The sequence below is a fragment of the Microbacterium sp. F01 genome, from assembly GCF_056156365.1.
The window spans coordinates 3463263-3484119 of the sequence record NZ_CM149592.1; the positions used below are offsets into that span (position 1 = coordinate 3463263).

At 70.8% G+C, this 20857-nt stretch carries 17 protein-coding genes; 5 read left to right on the forward strand and 12 right to left on the reverse strand.

What is annotated here, in order from left to right:
- Positions 1-4: 4 nt before the first annotated feature.
- The 4 genes from metH to ACVN90_RS15975 form a co-directional block, all read right to left on the reverse strand.
- On the reverse strand, positions 5-3637 hold the full coding sequence (gene metH / locus ACVN90_RS15960; protein WP_475099187.1) for a methionine synthase: 3633 nt from the start codon (positions 3635-3637) through the stop codon (positions 5-7).
- 145 nt (positions 3638-3782) lie between these two features.
- Complete coding sequence (locus tag ACVN90_RS15965) at positions 3783-4580, reverse strand: LLM class F420-dependent oxidoreductase (RefSeq protein WP_475099188.1); 798 nt, start codon at positions 4578-4580, stop codon at positions 3783-3785.
- 104 nt (positions 4581-4684) lie between these two features.
- Positions 4685-5659: a permease prefix domain 1-containing protein gene (locus ACVN90_RS15970; protein WP_475099189.1), complete on the reverse strand. Its 975-nt coding sequence runs from the start codon at positions 5657-5659 to the stop codon at positions 4685-4687.
- Between the two features lies 1 nt (position 5660).
- On the reverse strand, positions 5661-6014 hold the full coding sequence (locus ACVN90_RS15975) for a PadR family transcriptional regulator (protein WP_475099190.1): 354 nt from the start codon (positions 6012-6014) through the stop codon (positions 5661-5663).
- A gap of 138 nt (positions 6015-6152) precedes the next feature.
- On the opposite strand from ACVN90_RS15975, the gene ACVN90_RS15980 reads away from it, so the two are divergent.
- Positions 6153-7148: an o-succinylbenzoate synthase gene (locus ACVN90_RS15980; RefSeq protein ID WP_475099191.1), complete on the forward strand. Its 996-nt coding sequence runs from the start codon at positions 6153-6155 to the stop codon at positions 7146-7148.
- A gap of 4 nt (positions 7149-7152) precedes the next feature.
- Here the strand turns inward: ACVN90_RS15980 and ACVN90_RS15985 are convergent, their stop codons facing one another.
- A complete protein-coding gene (locus ACVN90_RS15985; protein ID WP_475099192.1) occupies positions 7153-7791 on the reverse strand; it encodes a TetR/AcrR family transcriptional regulator in 639 nt (212 codons plus the stop codon).
- A gap of 135 nt (positions 7792-7926) precedes the next feature.
- Between ACVN90_RS15985 and ACVN90_RS15990 the strand changes: the two genes are divergently transcribed.
- From ACVN90_RS15990 to ACVN90_RS16005, 4 genes are all read left to right on the forward strand, one after another.
- Positions 7927-10833, forward strand: a complete 2907-nt coding sequence (locus ACVN90_RS15990; protein ID WP_475099193.1) for an MMPL family transporter — start codon at positions 7927-7929, stop codon at positions 10831-10833.
- A complete protein-coding gene (locus ACVN90_RS15995) occupies positions 10830-12857 on the forward strand; it encodes a YhgE/Pip family protein (RefSeq protein ID WP_475099194.1) in 2028 nt (675 codons plus the stop codon). Before ACVN90_RS15990 ends, ACVN90_RS15995 begins: the two co-directional genes overlap by 4 nt.
- 110 nt (positions 12858-12967) lie before the next feature.
- Positions 12968-13468 (forward strand): nitroreductase/quinone reductase family protein, encoded by a 501-nt coding sequence (locus ACVN90_RS16000; RefSeq protein WP_475099195.1) that lies wholly within the window; start codon positions 12968-12970, stop codon positions 13466-13468.
- A 152-nt stretch (positions 13469-13620) separates the two neighbouring features.
- Positions 13621-14541: a hypothetical protein gene (locus ACVN90_RS16005; RefSeq protein WP_475099196.1), complete on the forward strand. Its 921-nt coding sequence runs from the start codon at positions 13621-13623 to the stop codon at positions 14539-14541.
- 51 nt (positions 14542-14592) lie between these two features.
- Here ACVN90_RS16005 and ccsB read toward each other — a convergent pair whose 3' ends face one another.
- The 7 genes from ccsB to ACVN90_RS16040 form a co-directional block, all read right to left on the reverse strand.
- Positions 14593-15669 carry a c-type cytochrome biogenesis protein CcsB gene (gene ccsB, locus ACVN90_RS16010; protein WP_475099197.1) on the reverse strand — a complete coding sequence of 359 codons (1077 nt, stop codon included), beginning with the start codon at positions 15667-15669 and terminating at the stop codon, positions 14593-14595.
- A gap of 5 nt (positions 15670-15674) precedes the next feature.
- A complete protein-coding gene (gene resB / locus ACVN90_RS16015) occupies positions 15675-17375 on the reverse strand; it encodes a cytochrome c biogenesis protein ResB (RefSeq protein WP_475099198.1) in 1701 nt (566 codons plus the stop codon).
- A gap of 28 nt (positions 17376-17403) precedes the next feature.
- A complete protein-coding gene (locus ACVN90_RS16020; RefSeq protein WP_475099199.1) occupies positions 17404-18255 on the reverse strand; it encodes a cytochrome c biogenesis CcdA family protein in 852 nt (283 codons plus the stop codon).
- Positions 18252-18863, reverse strand: a complete 612-nt coding sequence (locus tag ACVN90_RS16025) for a TlpA family protein disulfide reductase (protein ID WP_475099200.1) — start codon at positions 18861-18863, stop codon at positions 18252-18254. Before ACVN90_RS16025 ends, ACVN90_RS16020 begins: the two co-directional genes overlap by 4 nt.
- Positions 18860-19489, reverse strand: coding sequence for a histidine phosphatase family protein (locus tag ACVN90_RS16030; protein ID WP_475099201.1), 630 nt, complete (start codon positions 19487-19489; stop codon positions 18860-18862). The genes ACVN90_RS16025 and ACVN90_RS16030 overlap by 4 nt, the downstream gene beginning before the upstream one ends.
- A gap of 69 nt (positions 19490-19558) precedes the next feature.
- Positions 19559-20236 carry a DedA family protein gene (locus tag ACVN90_RS16035; RefSeq protein ID WP_475099202.1) on the reverse strand — a complete coding sequence of 226 codons (678 nt, stop codon included), beginning with the start codon at positions 20234-20236 and terminating at the stop codon, positions 19559-19561.
- Between the two features lie 147 nt (positions 20237-20383).
- Positions 20384-20836 (reverse strand): DUF6264 family protein, encoded by a 453-nt coding sequence (locus ACVN90_RS16040; RefSeq protein WP_475099203.1) that lies wholly within the window; start codon positions 20834-20836, stop codon positions 20384-20386.
- Positions 20837-20857 lie beyond the last annotated feature (21 nt).

The following is a 20857-nucleotide window of genomic DNA, read 5'->3' on the forward strand; positions in this document are numbered from 1 at the left end:
TCCGTCAGACGGAGAAGTACTTCGCCTCGGGGTGGTGGAAGACGAACGCGTCGGTGGACTGCTCGGGGTGCAGCTGCAGCTCCTCGCTGAGCTCGACGCCCATGCGCTCGGGGCGGAGGAGCTCGACGACCTTGCGACGGTCCTCCATGTCGGGGCACGCGGGGTAGCCGAGCGAGAAGCGGGCGCCGCGGTACTCGAGCTTGAAGAGGCCGGCGGTGTCGGTCGGGTCCTCGTGCGAGAAGCCGAGCTCGGAGCGGATCCGTGCGTGCCAGTACTCGGCGAGCGCCTCGGTCAGCTGCATCACGAGACCGTTGAGCTCGTAGTAGTCGCGGTACTTGTCCTCGGCGAACAGCTTCGCCGTGACCGAGTCGATGTTCGCGCCCGCCGTCACGAGCTGCACCGGGAGCACATCGACCTGCCCCGACTCGCGCGAGCGCACGAAGTCGGCGAGGCACAGGTGCCGGTCGCGGCGCTGGCGCGGGAAGTGGAACCGCAGGCGGTCGCTGCCGAGCGTGCCGCCCGAGCCGCCGTCGGGGGCGAGCAGCCCCGCGGACCCGAGAGCGCCAGAGGGGTCGTCGCCGTGGTGCAGCACCACGACGTCGTTGCCCTCCGACACGACAGGGAAGAACCCGTAAGCGACCGAGGCGTCGAGCATGCCCTCGCCCAGGATGCGGTCGAGCCAGTAGCGCAGCCGCGGCCTGCCCTCGGCCTCGACGAGCTGCTCGTACGTGGCGCCGTCCTCGCCGCGGCCGGGTTTGAGACCCCACTGGCCCATGAAGGTCGCGCGCTCGTCGAGGAACGCCGCGTAGTCGTGCAGCGCGAGGCCGCGCACGATGCGGGTGCCCCAGAACGGCGGGGCGGGAACGGGATTGTCGGATGCGACATCCGAACGCGCGGGCATCGCCTCGGGTTCGGTGAGCGTGAGCTTGGAACCGGCCGCGTGGCGGCGCTTCTTCAGCGCGGGCAGCCCGACCGACGCCGGATCGGCGCCGCGCGCGATCTTCACGAGCGGCTCCATGAGTGCGAGTCCCTCGAACGCGTCGCGGGCGTAGCGCACCTCGCCGTCGAACAGCGAGGCGAGGTCGTCCTCGACGTAGGCGCGCGTGAGCGCCGCACCGCCGAGGATCACCGGCCACTTCTTGCCGAGGCCGCGCGAGGTGAGCTCCTCGAGGTTCTCCTTCATCACGACTGTCGACTTCACCAGCAGGCCCGACATGCCGATGACATCGGCGTCGTGCTCCTCGGCCGCCGCGATGATGTCGGCGATCGGCTGCTTGATCCCGAGGTTGATGACGTCGTACCCGTTGTTGGTCAGGATGATGTCGACGAGATTCTTGCCGATGTCGTGCACGTCGCCGCGGACGGTCGCGAGCACGATGCGGCCCTTGCCCGAGGCATCCGACTTCTCCATGTGCGGTTCGAGCAGGGCGACCGCGTTCTTCATGACCTCGGCCGACTGCAGCACGAACGGCAGCTGCATCTCGCCGGCGCCGAACCGCTCGCCGACGATCTTCATGCCCTCGAGCAGGTGGTCGTTGATGATCGCGAGCGGCGACAGGCCGCCCTCGCGAGCGAGGTCGAGGTCGGCCTCGAGGCCCTTGCCCTCGCCGTCGATGATGCGGCGCTCGAGCCGCTCGCCCACCGGCAGCGCGGCGAGCTCGGCCGCGCGCTGGTTGCGCAGGGCCGCGGTGTCGACGCCGGCGAAGAGGTCCAGCATCCGCGCCAGCGGGTCGTAGGTGACATTGCCGTCGGCGTCGTACTCGCGGCGGTCCCACACCAGGTCGAGGGCGACCTTGCGCTGCTCCTCCGAGATCGAGGCGAGCGGCACGATCTTCGCGGCGTCGATGATGCCGCTCGTGAGGCCCGCCTGCACCGCCTCATGGAGGAACGCGGAGTTCAGCACGCTGCGCGCGGCCGGGTTGAGACCGAACGACACGTTCGAGACACCCAGCGTGGTGTTGATGCCCGGGTACTTCGCGGTGATCTGCCGGATCGCCTCGATCGTCTCGATGGCGTCGCGGCGGGTCTCCTCCTGACCGGTGGCGATCGGGAAGGTGAGCGCGTCGACGATGATGTCGTTGACGCGCATGCCCCACTCGCCGACCAGCTCATCGATCAGCCGCGTGGCGATCTGCACCTTGCCCTCGGTCGTGCGCGCCTGGCCGTGCTCGTCGATCGTGAGGGCGACGACTGCGGTGCCGTGTTCCTTCACGAGGGGCATGATGCGTCCGAACCGCGAGGTCGGACCGTCGCCGTCCTCGTAGTTGACCGAGTTCACGACCGGACGGCCGCCGATCAGCTCGAGCCCCGCCGCGATGACCGCGGGCTCGGTCGAGTCGACGACGAGCGGCAGCGTCGACGCACTGGCGAGGCGCGAGACGACCTCGCGCATGTCTGCGGCGCCGTCGCGGCCCACGTAGTCGGTGCACACGTCGAGCAGGTGCGCGCCCACGCGGATCTGGTCGCGGGCGATCTCGACGCAGTCGTCCCAGCGCTCCTCGAGCATCGCCTCCCGGAACGCCTTCGAGCCGTTCGCGTTGGTGCGCTCGCCGATCGCGAGGTACGACGCGTCCTGCTGGAACGACACGTGCTGGTAGAGCGACGCGACGCCCGCGTCGAGCTCCGGACGACGCGCCGCGGCGCCGCCGACGGGACGCAGGCGCTCGACCACCGCGGCGAGGTGCTCTGGCGTGGTGCCGCAGCATCCGCCCACCAGTCCCAGCCCGAACTCGCGCACGAACTGTTCGTGCGCCGTCGCGAGCTCGACGGGGGTGAGCGGGTAATGCGCGCCGTTCGCGCCGAGCACGGGCAGCCCGGCGTTCGGCATGCAGGCGATGGGCACCGTCGCGTGCTTCGAGAGGTGCCGCAGGTGCTCGCTCATCTCGGTCGGGCCGGTGGCGCAGTTGAGGCCGATGGCGTCGACGCCGAGCGGCTCGATGGCCGTGAGCGCCGCGCCGATCTCGGAGCCCATGAGCATGGTGCCGGTGGTCTCGACGGTCACCTCGACGAAGATCGGCAGACGGATGCCGCGGCTCACGATCGCCTGACGGCAGCCGTTGATGGCAGCCTTGGTCTGGAGGAGATCCTGGCTCGTCTCGACGAGGAACGCGTCGGCCCCGCCGTCGATGAGGCCCTCGGCCTGCAGCGCGAACGTCTGCTTGAGGTTGTCGTAGGTCGTGTGCCCGAGGCTCGGGAGCTTCGTGCCCGGCCCCATCGAGCCGAGCACCCACCGCACGCGGCCGTCGGCGGCCTCCGCGGCCTCGACCCGGTCGCGCGCGATACGGGCGCCCTTCTCGGCGAGCTCGGCGATACGGTCGACGATGCCGTAGTCGTCGAGGTTCGACCAGTTCGCGCCGAACGTGTTCGTCTCGACGGCGTCGACGCCGACCGCGAGGTAGGCGTCGTGGATCTCCCCCACGACATCCGGACGCGAGACGTTGAGGATCTCGTTGCAGCCCTCGAGGCCCTGGAAGTCGCCGTCGATCGACAGGTCGTACCGCTGCAGCATCGTGCCCATCGCGCCGTCGGCGATCACGACCCGCTCGCGCACGCCGTCGAGCAGCTGCTGCGAGCGCTCGGGTCTCGCAACCCCGTCGATGTCGAGGCTGAACCGGGGTGCGGGCGGTGCTGCGGTCACCTCCGCGATTTTAGTCCCGCGTCGCCCTGCTGTTCCCGCCCGTGACGATGCGGATCTCTGCCCTGTCGCGCTTCCAAGAGACGGGATGACGGATGCTGCGGCCCGGCGCGGTGCGCCGGGCCGCAGCATCCGTCAGCAAGAGGGGTCAGGCGTTCTTGGCGTCGCGCCAGGCGAGCCACGAGCGGATGAGGTCGTAGTCCCAGTCGGGGCCCTGGAAACCGAGGGTGAACAGGCGCACGCCGGCGTCGTAGAGGCCGTCGGCGTGGGCCTCGTCGCGGCGGTGCAGCTCGTTCGAGATGACGAGGTTCGAGGTGTCGCGCTGTTCGCGCTCGGACCAGCGCTCGATGACCTCGAGCTTGTGGGGCAGGTCGGTCGCGCGCACGTAGCTGTGCCAGATGTCGGCGTGACGGGCGACCAGGCGCAGGGTCTTCTGCTCACCCGCGCCGCCGATCATGACGGGGATCTCGCGCGTGGGCGCCGGGGTGAGCTTCTGCCAGCGCGCCTCGATCCGCTCGAGGCCGGCAGCGAGGTCATCGAGGCGCGAGCCGGCGGTGCCGAAGTCGTACCCGTACTCCTCGTAGTCACGGGCGAACCAGCCCGAGCCGGTGGCGAAGATGAAGCGGCCGACGCCGTCCTTCGCCGAGATGTGGTCGATGGTGCGGGCCATGTCGGCCTGCAGATCGGGGTTGCGGTAGCTGTTGCAGTTCACCAGGGCGCCGAACTCGACGCGCTCGGTCTGCTCGGCCCACGCGGCGAGCATGGTCCACGACTCGAAGTGGAGCCCCTCGGAGTCGCCCGTCAGCGGGAAGAAGTGGTCCCAGTTGAAGAGGATGTCGACGCCCATCTCCTCGAGGCGGAGCACCGCGTCGCGGAAGGCGGAGTAGGGGGCGTGCTGGGGCTGCAGCTGCACGCCGAGGCGCACGGGAGTGTCGAGGAGGGGCATGGGGAAAGCGTACGGCCGGCCCGAGGGGGTCGGCCTCGATCGAGGGAATGCGCCGAGATGCGGATCGCACCCGGGGGGTTCGGTCCGCATCTCGGCTGAGCTCCTCAGCCGAGGACGGGTGACGAGCGCCGGCGCGCACGCGCCGCCTTGAGCGAGGCATCCACCGTGTCCCAGATCGCGACGCCCGCGATCACGAAGCCGACGATGATCGAGAGGATCTGGCCCACCTCGTCGCCGCTGTCGGGGATGATCGTCGGGAAGTACGCGGGGTTGATGAGCCGGCCCTCGAACAGCAGCCACAGCGCCGGCACGGCGATGACGAAGTTCAGGATGCCGTTGGCCGTCGCCAGACCGATGGTCCAGCGCCCGATCGCGTAGACGACGATCGCGAGCACGGCTTCGAGGGCCATCACGAGGAACAGCGCGAGGATCCACCACGGCCAGAGGCCCGGGTCGAGGAACGAGAGCCCCGGCTCGGTCGGGACGAAGCCGACGAACAGATCCCAGAGCACGACCCCGGCCATGATCCCGAGGAATGCCAGCGACGTGATCATGTCGCCGAGCCCGACGCCCTTTTGCCGCGGCTCGGGGAGCTGATCGGGCGTCCACGGCTCGCCGCGCATTGCCTCGTTGCCGGTGCGCTCGAGGATGACGAAGATGAGCGTGGTCCAGAACGCGAGGTGCACGACCACCGAGAGCAGCAGCGGCACGAGCGCGCCGATGATCTCGCCGAACGAGGCGCCGTCGATCACCATCGCGAGCGAGACGCCGAACGCGGCGCACGCGGGGACGATGTAGAGCAGGAGCTTCAGCAGCCGCCACCAGTCGAGGAAGTAGCGCGGCCCCACGAGCCACAGCGGGCGGTCCGTGTACCCCGCGGCGAGCTTGTCGGGGTCGCCGAGCTCGGTGAGCACGGCGCGTTCGGCGTCGCCCTGCTGCTCGCCCTGCTCGACGCGGGCCTCGACCTGATCATCGATGGACGCGCGCAGCTCGGCGGCAAGGTCGGCGCGCTGCGCCTCGGGCACGGTGCGCATCGCGGCGTCGACGTAGCGGTCGGTGAGGGTGGCGGTGGCGGTCATGTCAGTTCTCCTCAGTGCTGATCGTTGAATCAGGGAGGGCGTCGATCGCGACGGCGATCGCGCGGAAGTCGTCGGTGAGGGCGCCGGCCAGGCGGAGGCCGGCGTCGCTGGTGCGGTAGAACTTGCGCGGACGGGACTCGTCGGTGTTCCACTCGCTCGTGAGATGGCCCTGCTTCTCCAGGCGCCGCAGCAGCGGGTACAGCGTGTTCGCGTCGGCGGGGAAGCCGCGCTGCCCCAGCTCCTCGAGCAGCCCGTACCCGTACCCCGGCGTCTCGAGCAGCCGCAGGCACGCGAGCACGACCGTGCCACGCCGCAGCTCCTGCAGGTGCGTCTCGAGGATCTCGGATTCGCTCATGTCTCACACCATACTGTGCCTCACACACTATCGTCAATGACACATTGCTATTCCGGTGACTTGGCGTATATGCGCGCGACACGCTGGCGTGTCGCGCGCATATACGCCAAGTCAGCGAGGGAAGGACAGGATGAAGGGGTGAGCAGCGCAGCAGGTTGGCCCGACCTCGACGAGATCCTCGGGACCGCGCACGTCGTGGCCCTGCCGCTGGTGACGCGATTCCGCGGCATCGACGTGCGTGAGGCGCTGCTCTTCGAGGGCCCCGCGGGCTGGGCGGAGTTCTCGCCCTTCGCCGAGTACGACGACGCCGAATCATCGACGTGGCTGGCTGCCGCCATCGAGGATTCACGGATGCCGCGACCCGCCGCCCGCCGGGAGTTCATCGGCGTCAACGCCACCGTGCCGGCCGTGGCCGCAGCATCCGTCCCGTCCGTGCTCGCGCGGTTCGACGGCTGCCGCACCGCGAAGGTCAAGGTGGCCGAGCCCGGTCAGGTGCTCGCGGACGACGTCGCGCGCGTGCGCGCCGTGCGCGAGGCCATGGGGCCGGAGGGTCGCGTGCGCATCGACGCCAACGGCGCGTGGAACGTCGACGAGGCCGAGCACGCGGTGCACGCGCTCGCCGAATTCGACCTCGAGTACGTCGAGCAGCCGTGCGCGAGCGTCGAGGAGCTCGCGGAGCTCCGGCGACGCGTGAAGTACATGGGCATCCCGATCGCCGCCGACGAGAGCGTGCGCAAGGCGGCCGATCCGCTCGCGGTCGCCCGCGCCGGGGCCGCCGACCTGCTGGTGATCAAGGCGCAGCCGCTCGGCGGCGTGCGGCGAGCGCTCGAGATCGTCGAGGAGGCGGGGCTCCCCGCGATCGTGTCGAGCGCGCTCGACACCTCGGTGGGGCTGTCGCTGGGCGTCGCGCTGGCCGCGGCGCTTCCCGAGCTCGACTACGACTGCGGACTCGGCACGGCGTTGCTGTTCACGGCGGACGTCGTCGACCCTCCACTGGTGCCGCGCGCAGGCGTGCTCGCGGTGGGTCGGGTCACCCCCGACCCGGCGCTGCTCGCCGAGCACGCAGCATCCGTCGACCGCCGTCAGTGGTGGCTCGACCGCGTGGCGCGCTGCTACGAGGTGCTCGGTGCCTAATTGATCAGAGCGGGTCGACGAGCGCCGTCGCGAGGCGGGCGGTGCGTTCGTTCACCAGCTGGTGCATCTCGGGGGTGCTGAGGCCCGACATGATCGCGAAGGCCGACGTGTCCTCGAAGGTCTGGAGGACGAGGCCGGCGAACTCCTGCGCGGGCACGCGCAAGCGGAAGCGGTAGGTGAGCGCGAGCTCCTCGATGAACGACCCGACGCGCTCGACCATGCCCGTCTGCCATGCGAGGTAGGTCTCGGCGAGCCGCTGATCGCGCATGGCGCGCGTGCGGATCTCGCTCGTCAGCAGGATGCCCTGCTTCTTGTCGAACGCGACGTCGAGCAGCTGGCGCACGAGGGCGCCGGGATCGAGGTCCTCGCCGCGCTCCTGCAGCACCGCGACCCGCTCGGCGACCTCGTCGATCTTCTCGCCGGCGACCCGTTCGGTGAGGGCGAGCATGAGCTCGTCCTTGGTCTCGAAGTTGGAGTAGAACGCACCGCGCGTGAAACCTGCGCGCTCGCAGATCGCTTCGACGGATGCTGCGTCCAGGCCGACTTCCGCGAAGACCAAGGCGGCAGCATCCAGCAGCTTCTGCCGGGTCGCTTCGCGACGCCGCGAGGTGCCGGTCGCTTCGGCCACGGGGGTGTCGGTCATCGGTCCTCCATCTCGTCCAGTCTCACACGCAGTACTCAGGTTCGGGCGGGAAACCCGCCCTACGATACACTCATGTATCCGATACAGCGCTGTATCGACGGTTCCCGAACTCTCCACCCGTAACCGGAGGCGCTGTTGTCGACTCTTCTGTATGCCCTCGGCCGCTGGACCTACCGCCACCCCTGGCGGGTGCTGGTCTCGTGGCTGATGCTGCTCGGCATCGCCCTCGGCTTCGCGATCCCGCACCTGGGCGGCACCGACAACTCGTTCTCGATCCCCGGCACCGAGGCCCAGGAGGGCATCGAGCTGCTCGACCGCAGCTTCCCCCAGGCGAGCGGCACGAGCGCGCAGCTCGTCATCGTGACGGCCGACGGCGACCGGATCGACGAGGAACCCTACGCCGGCGCGATCGACGACACCGTCGCGCACCTCGAAGACCTCGACGGGGTCATCGCGGTGACCGATCCGTTCAACGAGATGGTCACGGGCATGGTGTCGGACGACGAGTCCGCCGCGATCATCCGCCTCCAGTTCGACGGCCAGGCCACGGATGTCTCGGACGAGACGAAGGAAGGCCTCGAGGACGTCGCCGACGACCTTCGCGAGACGCTCCCCGAGGGCTCTCAGGTCGCGATGGGCGGCGACCTCTTCTCGACGTCGGTGCCGGCGCTCTCCCTCATCGAGGCGGTGGGCGTGCTGATCGCGCTCTTCGTGCTCATCGTGACGTTCCGCTCGTTCGCGGTGGCGTGGTTCCCGCTCGTCTCGGCGCTCATCGGCGTCGGCCTCGCGATCGCCCTCATCTTCGTCGCCACCGCGTTCGTCTCGGTGTCGTCGACGACCCCGATGCTCGCGATCATGCTGGGGCTCGCGGTCGGCATCGACTACGCCCTCTTCATCGTCGCGCGACATCAGGACCAGGTGCGCACCGGGGTCGAGCCCGAGGAGTCCGCCGCGCGCGCGACCGGCACCGCGGGGTCCGCCGTCGTGTTCGCCGGCATCACGGTGCTCATCGCCCTCATCGGCCTCGGCTTCGCCGGCATCCCCTTCCTCACCACGATGGGCATCGCCGCGGCCGTCGCCGTCGCGATCGCTGTCGTCGTCGCCATCACCCTGACGCCCGCCCTCCTCGGCTTCGCGAAGCACCGCGTCGCCGGCTGGGGCCACGGCAAGAAGCGGAGAGGGATGCCGCTTCCCGGCGCCCGCCGCTCCACGACGCCCGGAACCGAGAGCGAGGCGGGGACTGCGGACGCCGACCTCGAGGCCGGTGACGGCGCCGAAGCGGCACCCGCGGACCACGCGCCGGCGAAGCGGACGAATCGCTGGGTGCAGCTGGTCACCAAGCACCCGATCGTCACCACCATCGCCGTCGTGCTCACCCTCGGCGTCATGGCGATCCCCGCCGCGAGCCTCGCGCTGGCGCTGCCGAACGCCGGCCAGCAGCCGGAGTCGAGCCAGGCGCGGCAGGCGTACGACCTCACGGCCGAGCACTTCGGGCCGGGGTCGAACGGTCCGCTCATCATGACGGGCACGATCGTGACGTCGACGGATCCGCTCGGGCTCATGGCCGACCTGAAGGCCGAGATCGAGAAGGTGCCGGGCGTCAAGGAGGTCGCGCTCGCGACGCCGAACGAGACGGCCGACACCGGGCTCATCCAGATCGTGCCCGAGACCGCGCCCGACGACCCGGCGACCGCCCAGCTCGTCCGCGACCTGCGCACGCTCGCCCCGGAGCTCGAGGACGAGTACGGCGTCGACCTCAAGGTGACCGGATTCACCGCGGTCGGCATCGACATCTCGGACCGCCTGGGCGCTGCCCTGCTGCCGTTCGGCGTGTTCGTCGTGGGCCTGTCGCTCGTGCTCCTCATGATCGTGTTCCGCTCGATCTGGGTGCCGATCAAGGCCGCCCTCGGCTACCTGCTGTCGGTGATGGCCGCGTTCGGCGTCGTCGCGGCGGTGTTCGAATGGGGCTGGGGCGCCGAGCTGCTGCACGTCGACCGCACAGGCCCGGTGATCAGCTTCATGCCGATCATCCTCATGGGTGTGCTGTTCGGCCTGGCGATGGACTACGAGGTGTTCCTCGTCAGCCGCATGCGCGAGGACTACGTGCACGCCCGTCGCGCCGCCGGCGGCCACACGACGCGTGGCGGCCGCGACATCGCGGTCGGCGCCGTGCGCTCGGGATTCACGGCCTCGGCGCGCGTGGTCACCGCGGCGGCCGTCATCATGTTCGCCGTGTTCGCGGCCTTCGTGCCCGAGGGCGACTCGTCGATCAAGCCCATCGCACTGGGCCTCGCCGTCGGCATCGCCGTCGACGCGTTCCTCGTGCGAATGACGCTCGTCCCGGCCGTGATGACCCTCCTCGGCGACAAGGCGTGGTGGATGCCGCGCTGGCTCGAGCGGGTCCTCCCCCACTTCGACATCGAGGGTGAGGCCGTCGAGCGCGAGCTGTCGCTCGCCGAGTGGCCGGAGCCGAACACGACAGCCGTGGTCGTCGGCGACGACGTCGCGGTGCGCGCGGACGCGGGCGGCTCGGCCGGCGAGGTCGTGCTGTTCGAGGATGCCGCGTTCCGGGTGGAGCCGGGCGGCACGCTCATCGCGACCGGCGACCCCCGTGCGGCGCGAGCCTTTGCGCTGACGATCGCCGCGCGAATCGCGCCCACCGACGGACGCCTCCGCGTCGCCGGTCACCTGCTCCCGGAACGCGGGGCGTGGGTGCGTGCGCACGTGGGGCTCGCGCTCCTCGCCGACGCCGACGATCGCGTGCCGGCGCTGCGCCGCGCGCTCGCCGGCAAGGCGAGCCTCGTGGTGATCGAAGGCGTCGATGCACTCGATCACGCGGAGCGCGACCAGGCCGCCGCGCTGCTGCGCGACGCCGCGGCCGCCCTCGCGGCCGGCGACGAGCGGTTGACGCTCGTCGTGACCGGTCGCACCGAGAGCGCCGCCCTCGCCCTCCTCGCGGACGCGCACCGCCCCGACGTGACATCGATCACGCTGCGCTCCGCCACCGCCCAGACCACCCCCACCGCAGAGGTGAACGCATGACCCCGAACTGGATCACCACGGCCGTCGAGCGCGCCCGCTCGACCCGGCCCGTCACGTGGCTCACGCTGATCGGCGTGCTGCTGCTGCCTGTCGTCATCGGCGGCATCCTGGTGGCGGCCCTGTACAACCCCGTTGAGCGGCTCGACAACCTGACCGCCGCCGTCGTGAACGAGGACGAGCCGGTCACCGTCGACGGGCAGCTGGTGCCGCTCGGCCGTCAGCTCACCGCCGGACTCGTCGAGGGCTCGGACGACCTCGACAGCAACCTCACCTGGACGCTGTCGAACGCGGATGACGCGGCCGCGGGTCTCGCCGACGGCACGTACGCCGCCGTCATCACGATCCCCGAGAACTTCACGGCAGCCGCCCTGTCGACCCGCCCGGGCGAGACTCCCGAGCAGGCCACGATCGAGGTGACGACGCCGCCCGACAGCCTCATCGTCGACGACGCCATCACCGCGCAGGTCGCGTCGGCCGCGGCCTCGACCATGGGCACGCAGCTGTCGACCGTCTACCTCGAGAACGTGTTCCTCGGCTTCACGACGCTGGGCGACCAGCTCGGCACCGCGGCCGACGGCGCGCAGCAGCTCGCCGACGGCGCGACCCAGGCCGCCGACGGCGCGGCGCAGCTGCCCGACGGCATCTCGCAGCTCGCCGACGGCAACGAGCAGCTTGCGGACGGCGCCTCGCAGCTCGCGGGCGGGCTGGGCCAGATCGCATCGGGCATCGGCGGCGCCGCTACCGGAGCGAACACCATCGCGTCCGGGCTCGACGCTGCGGCGGCGGGCGTGCAGAGCCAGGAGCTGAAGGATGCCGCGAGCACTTCCGCGAGCAACGCGGCTCAGGCGACGACGCAGGCCATCGCACTCGCGGGCGCGCTGTACAACGACTCGGGCCAGGGCGCACCAGGCCTCACGCAGCAGCTCGGTGCGCTCGCTGCCCAGTGCACGCCCGTGGGTTCCGACTTCTGCGGGCAGCTCGCTGCAGCGGCAGGAGCAGCGGGGGCCGCTGCACAGAGCGCCGGCCAGGTCGCAACGAGCGCCGGCACGGCCGCGGGCTACGCGAACGGCACCCTGACGGGCCTCACCAAGCTCATGGACGAGACCAGCGCCGGTCTGACGCAGGCCGCGAACGGCACGCGCGACCTCTCCGGCGGTCTCGTGCAGCTCCAGTCGGCGACCACCCAGTCCGCCACCGGTGCGAGCGGCCTCTCCGACGGCGCGTCCCAGCTGGCGTCCGGCGCGACCCAGGCCGCCGACGGCGCCACGAGCCTCGCCGACGGCGTGGCCCAGCTCGCGGACGGCACCGGCGAACTCGCGACCGGCCTGGCCACAGCATCCGAGTCCCTCCCGTCGTACACCGATGCCGAGGCGACCGACCTCGCGACCGTTGTCGCGGACCCCGTCGAGGCCGAGGGCGTGGGCACGTCCCTGTTCGGCGCCTCCGCGATCCCGCTGCTCTCGACCCTCGCGCTGTGGTTCGGCGGACTCGGCACGTTCGTCGCGCTGCAGGCGGTGTCGCGCCGCGCGCTCACGTCGCGCCAGCCCTCGGCGCTGCTCGCGCTGCGCTCGTTCGCCCCCGCGGCGGCGCTCGGCGCCGTGCAGGGCATGCTGGTGGCCGGCGTCGTGCAGCTCGCCGCGTCGTACGCGTGGGCGGACTGGTGGCTGTTCGCCCTGGTCTCGGTCGTCGCGGGCATCGCCTTCGCCGCGGTGAACCAGGCGCTCATCGCCCTGTTCGGCGGCGCCGGGCGCTGGATCGCCGCGCTCATCGGCGTGTTCGCCGTCGCGACCGGCGTCGTCTCGACGGTGCCGGGCGTGCTCTCGAGCGTCGCGGCCCTCCTGCCGACCGGCCCCGCGTACAACGGCATGCTCGCCGCGCTCACCTCTGCGTCAGGCCTCGGCGCCGCGATCGCCGGCCTCGCCGTATGGACGCTGCTCGGCCTCGGCGCAACGATCCTGGCGGTCGCACGTCGGCGCAGCACGTCGGCCCGGGCCCTGCTGAAGGCGGCCCCCGCCACCGCCTGACCTGCAGCTTCGGGTGGCGCAACCTCGGCCGGGCGCCTCGGCCGATCGGCCGGAGATCCTGGCCGATCGGCCGATTGCCCGCGGGGCGGCGGCGCGTCAGGATCGGAGCCATGAAGGCCCCCGACCCCTCACCTCGTCCGTCCGAGGCGCGGCGTAACCCGGCCCGGATCCCGCCGCGCTGGTTCATCCGCACCGCATGGGTCGTCCATCGCGGGCTCTACCGGGTGACCGGCGGGCGCGTGGGGCTGCGGCCTCCGTCCCCCACCGTCTACGGGATGATGCGCCTGCACACGGTCGGCCGCCGCTCGGGCAGTCCCCGCGTCGCGATCCTCGGCTACTTCGAAGACGGCCCCGACCTCGTCACCCTCGCGATGAACGGCTGGGGCGACCCGCCGCCGGCGTGGTGGCTGAACCTGCAGGCCCGGCCCGCGGCATCCGTCGATCTTCCCGACGGCACGCGCGACGTGCTCGCGCACGAGGCGACGGGTGCGGAGCGCGAACGCCTCTGGGCGGTGTGGCGCACCCTCGAGGGCGACGCGGACCTCGACGCGTACGCGGCGCTGCGCAACCGCGAGACGCCCGTGGTCGTCCTGAGTCCCGCCGCGGCCTGACCCGACAGCGGGAATCGCTGCGATCCATCCGTACGCGCACGCGTTGCGGACCAATGGATGCCGCGTCCCGGCGTATCTCGGACCGCCCCGCATCCCTCTCCCTTGATGAGTAGCCGTTCACCCCGGACGACGTCGAATCGGTGGGAGCCGACATGAAGGGACGTCTCGCCTCAGCTGCGCTGCTCGGCGCGGTGCTGGCCATCCTGACCGGGTGCGTCGCGCAAGGCGACGCGTCGCCCGCGGACCCGGTGCCGGTCCCGGACCCGTCGCCGGGAGAGGTCGATGGCGGCGCTGCGCCGCCCTCGACCGGAGCGCCTCCGGGCCAGCCGGACCCGGTCGATCCGCACCCCACCCCGCTCCCGCCTCCGATCGGAGGCCCCGGCGACGAAGGCGAAGACCTCGGCGACCCCGAGGAATCGGTGGTCGCATTCCAGGAGCGCTGCGCGCACGGCGTCGAGGAATGGCGCGATGCCCTCGTCGACTACCCCGATCGCATGAGCGTGACGATCGACGTCGGCGCCAACTACAACGCGGCCGTCGATGCGCGTTCCGAGCCGCTTCCCCCGGACGAAGTCATCGAGGTCGTGGACGGCGCGGCGACGAGCGAAGCCGTCCTCGTGAAGTGCACGGTGGCTGCGCGCCTGACAGCCGTCGGCCAGGCCATGGAGGTCCTCGACGAGGCGAGCGAGACGGACGCCGGATGGGTGCTGCAGGAGTTCACCCCGAGCGGCGTCATCGAGTGGTCGTGGACGGTGACGGCCCACCACCCCGTCGACGAGCAGCTGCGGCTCGAGCTGCGACCCGCCATCGTCCTCGACGAATCTGCAGGCGATCTCGAGTACGCGGGGAAGAACGTGTCGTCCTTCACGACGGATGTGCACGTGGAGGCCTCGGCGCTTCACCACGCCGCCTATTGGGTCGACGTGAACCGGCCGCTCATCTGGACGATCGGCAGCGCGCTCGGCGCGGCGACGCTCGCCGTGATCGTGTGGTGGAGGAAAGTCCGCAGCCCGCGGAAGGGAGCGTCGGAGCCGACGGCTCCGAAGCCGATCGCGCAGGAAGGCGTCAGCTGAGACCCGAGTACGCGTGCAGGCCCGTGAAGGACGGTTCGGCCGATGGTCCGCTCAGTTGAGACCCGAGTACGCGTGCAGGCCCTTGAAGAACATGTTCACGATCGTGAAGTTGAAGATCACGGCGGTGAACCCGATGATCGACAGCCACGCCGAGCGCGACCCGCGCCATCCGCGCGTCGCGCGCGCGTGGATGTATCCGGCGTAGAGCACCCAGATCACGAAGGTCCAGACTTCCTTCGTGTCGAAGCCCCAGTAGCGGCCCCACGCGTCGTTCGCCCAGATCGACCCGGCGATGAGCGTGAAGGTCCAGAAGATGAAGCCGAGGATCGCGAAGCGGTACGCCAGCGACTCGAGCGCCTCGGCGCTCGGGAGGGTCCTGAGGAAGCCCGGTCCGGTCTTGGCGGTTCCGGATGCTGCGGCCTCCGCCTTCGCGAGAGCCGCGATCTTCGTCTCGCGCCGGGCCTGCATGAGCTGCAGCACTGAGAGGCCGAACGCGAGGGCGAACAGCGCGGTCGCGAGGGACGCGACGAAGACGTGGATGACCAGCCAGACCGACTTGAGCGGGTCCATCAGGGGCACGATGTCGGTGTAGAACCAGATGGCCGTGCCGCCCAGCAGCACCACGACGAGGCCGGTGATGAACGTGCCGAGGAACCGCAGGTCGTAGCGGAACAGCACCCCGAGGTACACCGCGACGATGAGAAGCGTGCCGGTGAGGGCGAACTCGTACATGTTCGACCACGGCACGCGCCCGGCGGCGATACCGCGCGTGACGTCGCCGCCGAGATGGAACAGGAACCCGAGCACCGTCAGCGAGGTTCCGATGCGGGCCCAGACGAGCCGCGCGCGCTTGCCGACGGGCGCGTTGAGCGACTCCTCCGACGCAGCCTCCTGCGCGCGCATCTGCTCGATGATGCCGGTGCGCGACCCTGCGCCGGCACCCCCTGCCGCAACGAGCTCGCGTTCGCGCGCGGTCTTGGCCGCGGCATCCTTCGCATCGACGGCGACGGCGCCCCGACGGGCCAGGTCGACCGCGTACGCGATGAACGCGAGGGCGTAGATCGCGATGGCCGTCCAGACCAGCAGCACCGAGACGTCGTCGAGGGTGAGGGGGGAGGCGTCGGGCATGGCTCTCAGTCTACGTCGGGGGTGGATTCGGGCTTCGTGGCGCGGTCGCCCGCGGCGGCGGGGTCGGCGAGCGACGCGAGGTGGCGCTGGGCGAACTGCTCCACGGCGCCGTCGAGCGCGGGGTCCTCACCGCGCGCGAGACCCGCGTACTCGAGGTGCACGGTGTGCCCCTGCCGGGTCGCCTTGACCCACAGGCGACGGCGTGGGACGAAGAGCGCGGCGAGCAGGCCCGCCGTCGCGAGCACGGCGAACACGAGCACCCACGTCGCCGCAGCGTCGCGGTGGATCGACAGCGAGACGTACCGCTTGACCGAGTCCTGGAACCCGGCGGCGTCCGGCGCCTCGTTGTCGAAGCTGATCGTGCCGAGCCCGTCCGGAAGGTCCACGGTGTCACCGGGCTTCAGTTCGAGTGACGCGGTGCCCGAGTCGCCGCCGGCGAGCTGTGTCATCTTGCTCGGGTCGAGCGTGTACACCGACTTCGGCACGCCGCCGTCGATGCCGAGGTCGCCGGCGTAGACCCAGAACGTGAGCATCGGGTACTCGAGGTCGCCGTACACCGAGGTATAGGCGCCGTTGGTGAGCTCCTGAGCGGTGGGATAGAAGAAGCCCACGAGGCCGACCTGTTCGCGCAGGCCGTCCGGCACCTTCACGACGCCCTGCGAGGTCATGTTGTTGTCCTGCGGCAGGAACGGCACCGACTCCGAGAACACGACGTCGCCGGCGTCGTTGCGGATCGTGATGGTCGGCGCATAGCCGTTGCCCATCAGATACACCTTGTCGCCCGCGATCTGGAGCGGGTGGTTGACGCGCACCTCGCCCTCCTGCGCGTCGGCGTCCGGGAACTGCGTCGTCAGGTGCGCGATGAAGTCGCCCGCCTGACCAGCACCCTGCTGACCGGGACTGACGTACGAGAGCGAGAACTCGTCGAGCGTGAGCGCGTAGGGCTCCAGCGCGTCCTCGTCCACGAACCGGCCCGGGTTGAACGACGTGTAGTCGAGCATCGTGTTGACCCACGTGCGGCCCTCGATGATGACCGTCTGGCCGGTGTAGGTGAACCCGCCGCCGATGCCGACCGCGAGCAGCACGCCGACCAGCGACGCGTGGAACACCAGGTTGCCGGTCTCGCGCAGGTACCCGCGCTCCGCCGACACCGAGAGCGCCTTCGCGCCGTCGTAGCGGGCGACGCGGTACCCCGCCTTCTTCAGCTGCAGCTCGGCCGCCTCGATCGCGGTCGCCGCCGCGGTCGCAGCATCCGTGTCGTCCTGGAATTCGAGGATCTCGGAGCGGTGCGCGTCCAGACGAGCCAGCCGGGCCGGCGTGCGCGGGGGCTGCGCGCGCATCGCCTTGTAGTGGTGCTTGGTGCGCGGGATGACGCAGCCGACCAGCGAGACGAACAGCAGGATGTAGATCGCCGAGAACCACGGCGAGGTGTAGACGTCGAACAGGCTCAGGTTGTCGAGCACCGGCGCGAGGTCGGGGTTGTCGACGAAGTACTGGCGCACGCCGTTGGGGTCGGCGCTGCGCTGCGGAACGAGCGAGCCGGGAACGGCGGCGATCGCGAGGAGCAGCAGCAGCACGAGCGCGGTGCGCATCGACGTGAGCTGGCGCCAGCCCCAGCGCAGCCAGCCGACGACGCCGAGCGCGGGCTGCGTGATGTCGGATGCCGCGGAGTCGGCGTGGTCGGAAGGCCGGAGGGGGTCGGTCATCTCGTCGGTCGTCGAACCTTCCGGAGCGTCAGAGCGGGGCCGGGACACTGGCGAACACCCCCTGGAGCTGGGCCATGACGGCGGTCCAGATACCGGTCACCATGAGCAGGCCCAGCACGATGAGCAGCGCGCCGCCGATGAGGTTGACGACGCGGATGTGGCGCCGCACAAACGACACCGAGCGGGTCGCCCACCCGAACCCGAGGGTGAGGAGGAGGAACGGGATGCCGAGACCCAGCGAGTACGCGACGCCCAGCAGCGCCGCGCGCGCGGCAGAGCCGGAGTCGAAGGCCATCGTCAGGATCACCGCGAGCGTCGGGCCGATGCACGGCGCCCAGCCGATGCCGAGCGCGATGCCCAGCAGCGGCGCGCCGATGAGCCCGAGGTTGCCGCGCACCTGCGGGCGCGAGATGCGCTGCGCCAGGCCGAACCACCCGATGAAGACGAAGCCCATCGCGATGATGACGACGCCGAGGATGCGCGTGATGAGGTCCTGGTATTCGAGCAGGAACCGGCCCAGCGTGCCGCCGAGCATCGCCATGCTGACGAAGACCACGGTGAGGCCGGCGATGAACAGGAGCACGCCGAGCACGAGGCGCCCGCGCGCGGGCGTCTCGGTCGCAGCATCCGTCTCCTTCGTCGTCACAGACTTCGCAGAATCGTCGCCGTCTCGCAGATTCACCGCCGAATCCTGCGAGGAACGCGCGATCCTGCGAACTCTGGGAGTCGGGCGAGCGCTGACCGCCCCGCCGATGAACCCGAGATACCCCGGAACCAGCGGCAGCACGCACGGCGAAAGGAACGAGATGGCGCCCGCGAGGATCGCGATCGGGATGGCGATCAGCAGCGACCCGTCGGCGACGAGGGCGCCGAGGTTCACGACTCCTCCAGGGCGTCGCGGACGATCGTCTCGAGGATCGAGGCCTCTTCGATCTGGCCGACCAGGCGCGCCGCGACGCGGCCCTGCTTGTCGAGCACGATCGTGACGGGCACGGCGTTGAGCGGGGTCTCCCCCGCGAAGGCGAGCTTGATCGATCCGTCCTCGGTCGCCAGCGCGCTGGGGTACTCCACCCCGTACTTCTCGGCGAACGCCTGCGACGCCGCGGCGCCGTCGTACAGGTTCACCCCGAGGAACGAGACACCCTGGCCCTGGAACTGCGCGTCGACCGCGGCCAGCTCGGGAGCCTCGACGCGGCACGGGGCGCACCCGGCGTACCAGAAGTTCACCACGAGCACTTCGCCCGCGTAGTCGGCGCTCGAGGTCGAGCCGCCGGTGTCGAGGACGCCCTCGAACTCCACCGGCTCGGTGCGGTCGGCGGCCGGGATCTCGACCACGCGGAAGCCGTCGGCGGCGACGAAGCCCTTGTTGTCACCCGAGCGGTACTGCTCGGCGAGGGGGTCGCTCGTGCACGCGGCGAGTCCGGAGATCAGTCCGACGACGAGGAGAGCGGATGCTGCGGCCCGCACCTTCTGGAACCGCTGACTCATACCGCCCCCACATCCACCGCGCCGGCCGTCGACGCCGGTTCGACGTAGGCGGTCTCGGTCCACGTGCCGTCCACCATCTCGAAGCTCGTCACGCTCGACAGCGCGCAGCGCCTGGCGCGGGGGTCGTGCCGGAGCGGGAGCCCGGCGACCGCGAGGTGGGTGATCCAGATCGGGAGCTGATGCGACACGATGACGACGTCGCCCGAGTCCGCAGCATCCCATGCGTGCGTCATCGCCGAATTCATGCGGCCCACGACGTCCGCGTACGGCTCGCCCCAGCTCGGCAGCGCCGGCTTGCGCAGATGGCGCCAGTTCCACGGGTTGAGGAGGGCTTTCGCCATGCGCTTGCCCTCGAAGACGTTGGTCGGCTCGATGACCCGCTCATCGAGGACGGGACGGAGGCCGAAGAGCTCGGTGAACGGCTCGGCCGACTCCTGCGTGCGCTGCAGCGGCGAGCACACGAGCGCGGACACGGGACGGTCGAGCGACTGGATGTACTCGGCGGCCTGCCGCGCCATGTGACGGCCGTCGGCGCTCAGCCCGTACCCCGGCAGTCGCCCGTAGAGCACGCGGGCAGGGTTGTGGACCTCCCCGTGGCGCACAAGATGGAGGCGAGCTGCGGGCACCGGCCCAGTCTACGTGGGGGTCTTCTGTGGACCGGCTGAGCGTTCTCCCAGCTTCGGCGGGGGCTCGAGTCAGTCGAGCTCGGGCTCCGGCCCCCCGGAGGTGCCGCGGGACTCGAGCAGCGCGCGGACCCGCACGTAGAGGAACCAGGCCACGCCGATCACGGCGGCCGCGATGACGACGTACTGCAGGATGTCGGCGTACCGCTCGACGATGTGCCAGGACTCCCCGAGGAAGAAGCCCGAGAACACGAAGATCGAGTTCCACACCAGGCTCCCCGCCGCGGTCAGGAGCGTGAATCGCCAGACCGGCATGCGGGTGATGCCCGCGGGGATCGAGATGAGGCTGCGGAAGATCGGGATCATGCGCCCGAAGAACACGGCCTTGCCGCCGTGGCGCCCGAACCATGCGACAGTGCGGTCGATGTCTTCCGGATGCAGCAGCGGCACCTTGGTCGCGATCGCGCGCAGCCGCGCGATCCCGAGCCACGCGCCGAGCCCGTAGAGGAGGAGCGCGCCGGCGACCGATCCGACGGTGGTCCACACCAGCGCCTCGACCAGCGAGAACGATCCGCGGCTGGCCGCGAGCCCCGCCATCGGCAGGATCACCTCGCTCGGCAGCGGCGGGAAGAGGTTCTCCATCGCGATCGCGATGCCCGCTCCCGCGGGTCCGATCACGTCCATCAGCGAGACGGCCCAGTCCGCGAGGGAGCTGAGCCAGGAGCCGTCGGTCGTCGTCGCAGTCGTCATTCGTCGGATCTCCATCCGTCGGTGTGGCATTTCGTGGCGGCGGCCGCGACCCTTCGGCGCGACGTCGTCCACGCTACGGGGCGATGATGAACGAATCTTGGGTGCTGACCCCCGGAAGCCGATGAACCACCTCGGAGCGGGCCGGGATCAGAGGCTCGAGCCCGGCACGCCCGCGGCGGTGACGACGAAGGCCAGCACGAGCGACAGCACGATGAGCGCGGCTCCGGCGAGCGGTACCCAGAACGCGAGGCGGCGTTTGACCATGAGGATGATGGCGACCACCGCGGTGATCGCGAAGGCGACCCACGGCAGGATCATGCCCATCAGCCAGCCGATCGCGATGAGGCTGCCGTCGCACAGGACCGTCCCGCACGGGTCGGACGCCATCACGAGGAACATGCCCATGACCGAGGCGAGCCCCGCCAGCACGCCGTCTGCCACGAGCAGCACGATCGTGATGACGATGTCGAGGACCCTGGCGGGCCGCTTGGCGGGCGGCGCGTCCTGCGCCGAGGCACTGTATGCCGGGCTCCCGGGATAGGGAGGCGGGGCCGCCGCCGTCCCTGCCGGTGCGGGTTGCTCGGGTTCCGGCGTGGTCATGCCCGCATGGTAGCGGTGGGC

Excerpts from the sequence above, each read along its gene's own strand:
- ACVN90_RS15970 (WP_475099189.1), bottom strand. The coding sequence starts at position 5,659 with ATGACCGCCACCGCCACCCTCACCGACCGCTACGTCGACGCCGCGATG.
- ACVN90_RS16025 (WP_475099200.1), bottom strand. The coding sequence starts at position 18,863 with ATGAGTCAGCGGTTCCAGAAGGTGCGGGCCGCAGCATCCGCTCTCCTC.
- ACVN90_RS16005 (WP_475099196.1), top strand. The coding sequence starts at position 13,621 with ATGAAGGGACGTCTCGCCTCAGCTGCGCTGCTCGGCGCGGTGCTGGCC.
- ACVN90_RS16040 (WP_475099203.1), bottom strand. The coding sequence starts at position 20,836 with ATGACCACGCCGGAACCCGAGCAACCCGCACCGGCAGGGACGGCGGCG.
- ACVN90_RS15975 (WP_475099190.1), bottom strand. The coding sequence starts at position 6,014 with ATGAGCGAATCCGAGATCCTCGAGACGCACCTGCAGGAGCTGCGGCGT.
- resB (WP_475099198.1), bottom strand. The coding sequence starts at position 17,375 with ATGACCGACCCCCTCCGGCCTTCCGACCACGCCGACTCCGCGGCATCC.
- ACVN90_RS15985 (WP_475099192.1), bottom strand. The coding sequence starts at position 7,791 with ATGACCGACACCCCCGTGGCCGAAGCGACCGGCACCTCGCGGCGTCGC.
- ACVN90_RS15965 (WP_475099188.1), bottom strand. The coding sequence starts at position 4,580 with ATGCCCCTCCTCGACACTCCCGTGCGCCTCGGCGTGCAGCTGCAGCCC.
- ACVN90_RS16035 (WP_475099202.1), bottom strand. The coding sequence starts at position 20,236 with ATGACGACTGCGACGACGACCGACGGCTCCTGGCTCAGCTCCCTCGCG.
- ACVN90_RS16000 (WP_475099195.1), top strand. The coding sequence starts at position 12,968 with ATGAAGGCCCCCGACCCCTCACCTCGTCCGTCCGAGGCGCGGCGTAAC.
- ACVN90_RS15995 (WP_475099194.1), top strand. The coding sequence starts at position 10,830 with ATGACCCCGAACTGGATCACCACGGCCGTCGAGCGCGCCCGCTCGACC.
- ccsB (WP_475099197.1), bottom strand. The coding sequence starts at position 15,669 with ATGCCCGACGCCTCCCCCCTCACCCTCGACGACGTCTCGGTGCTGCTG.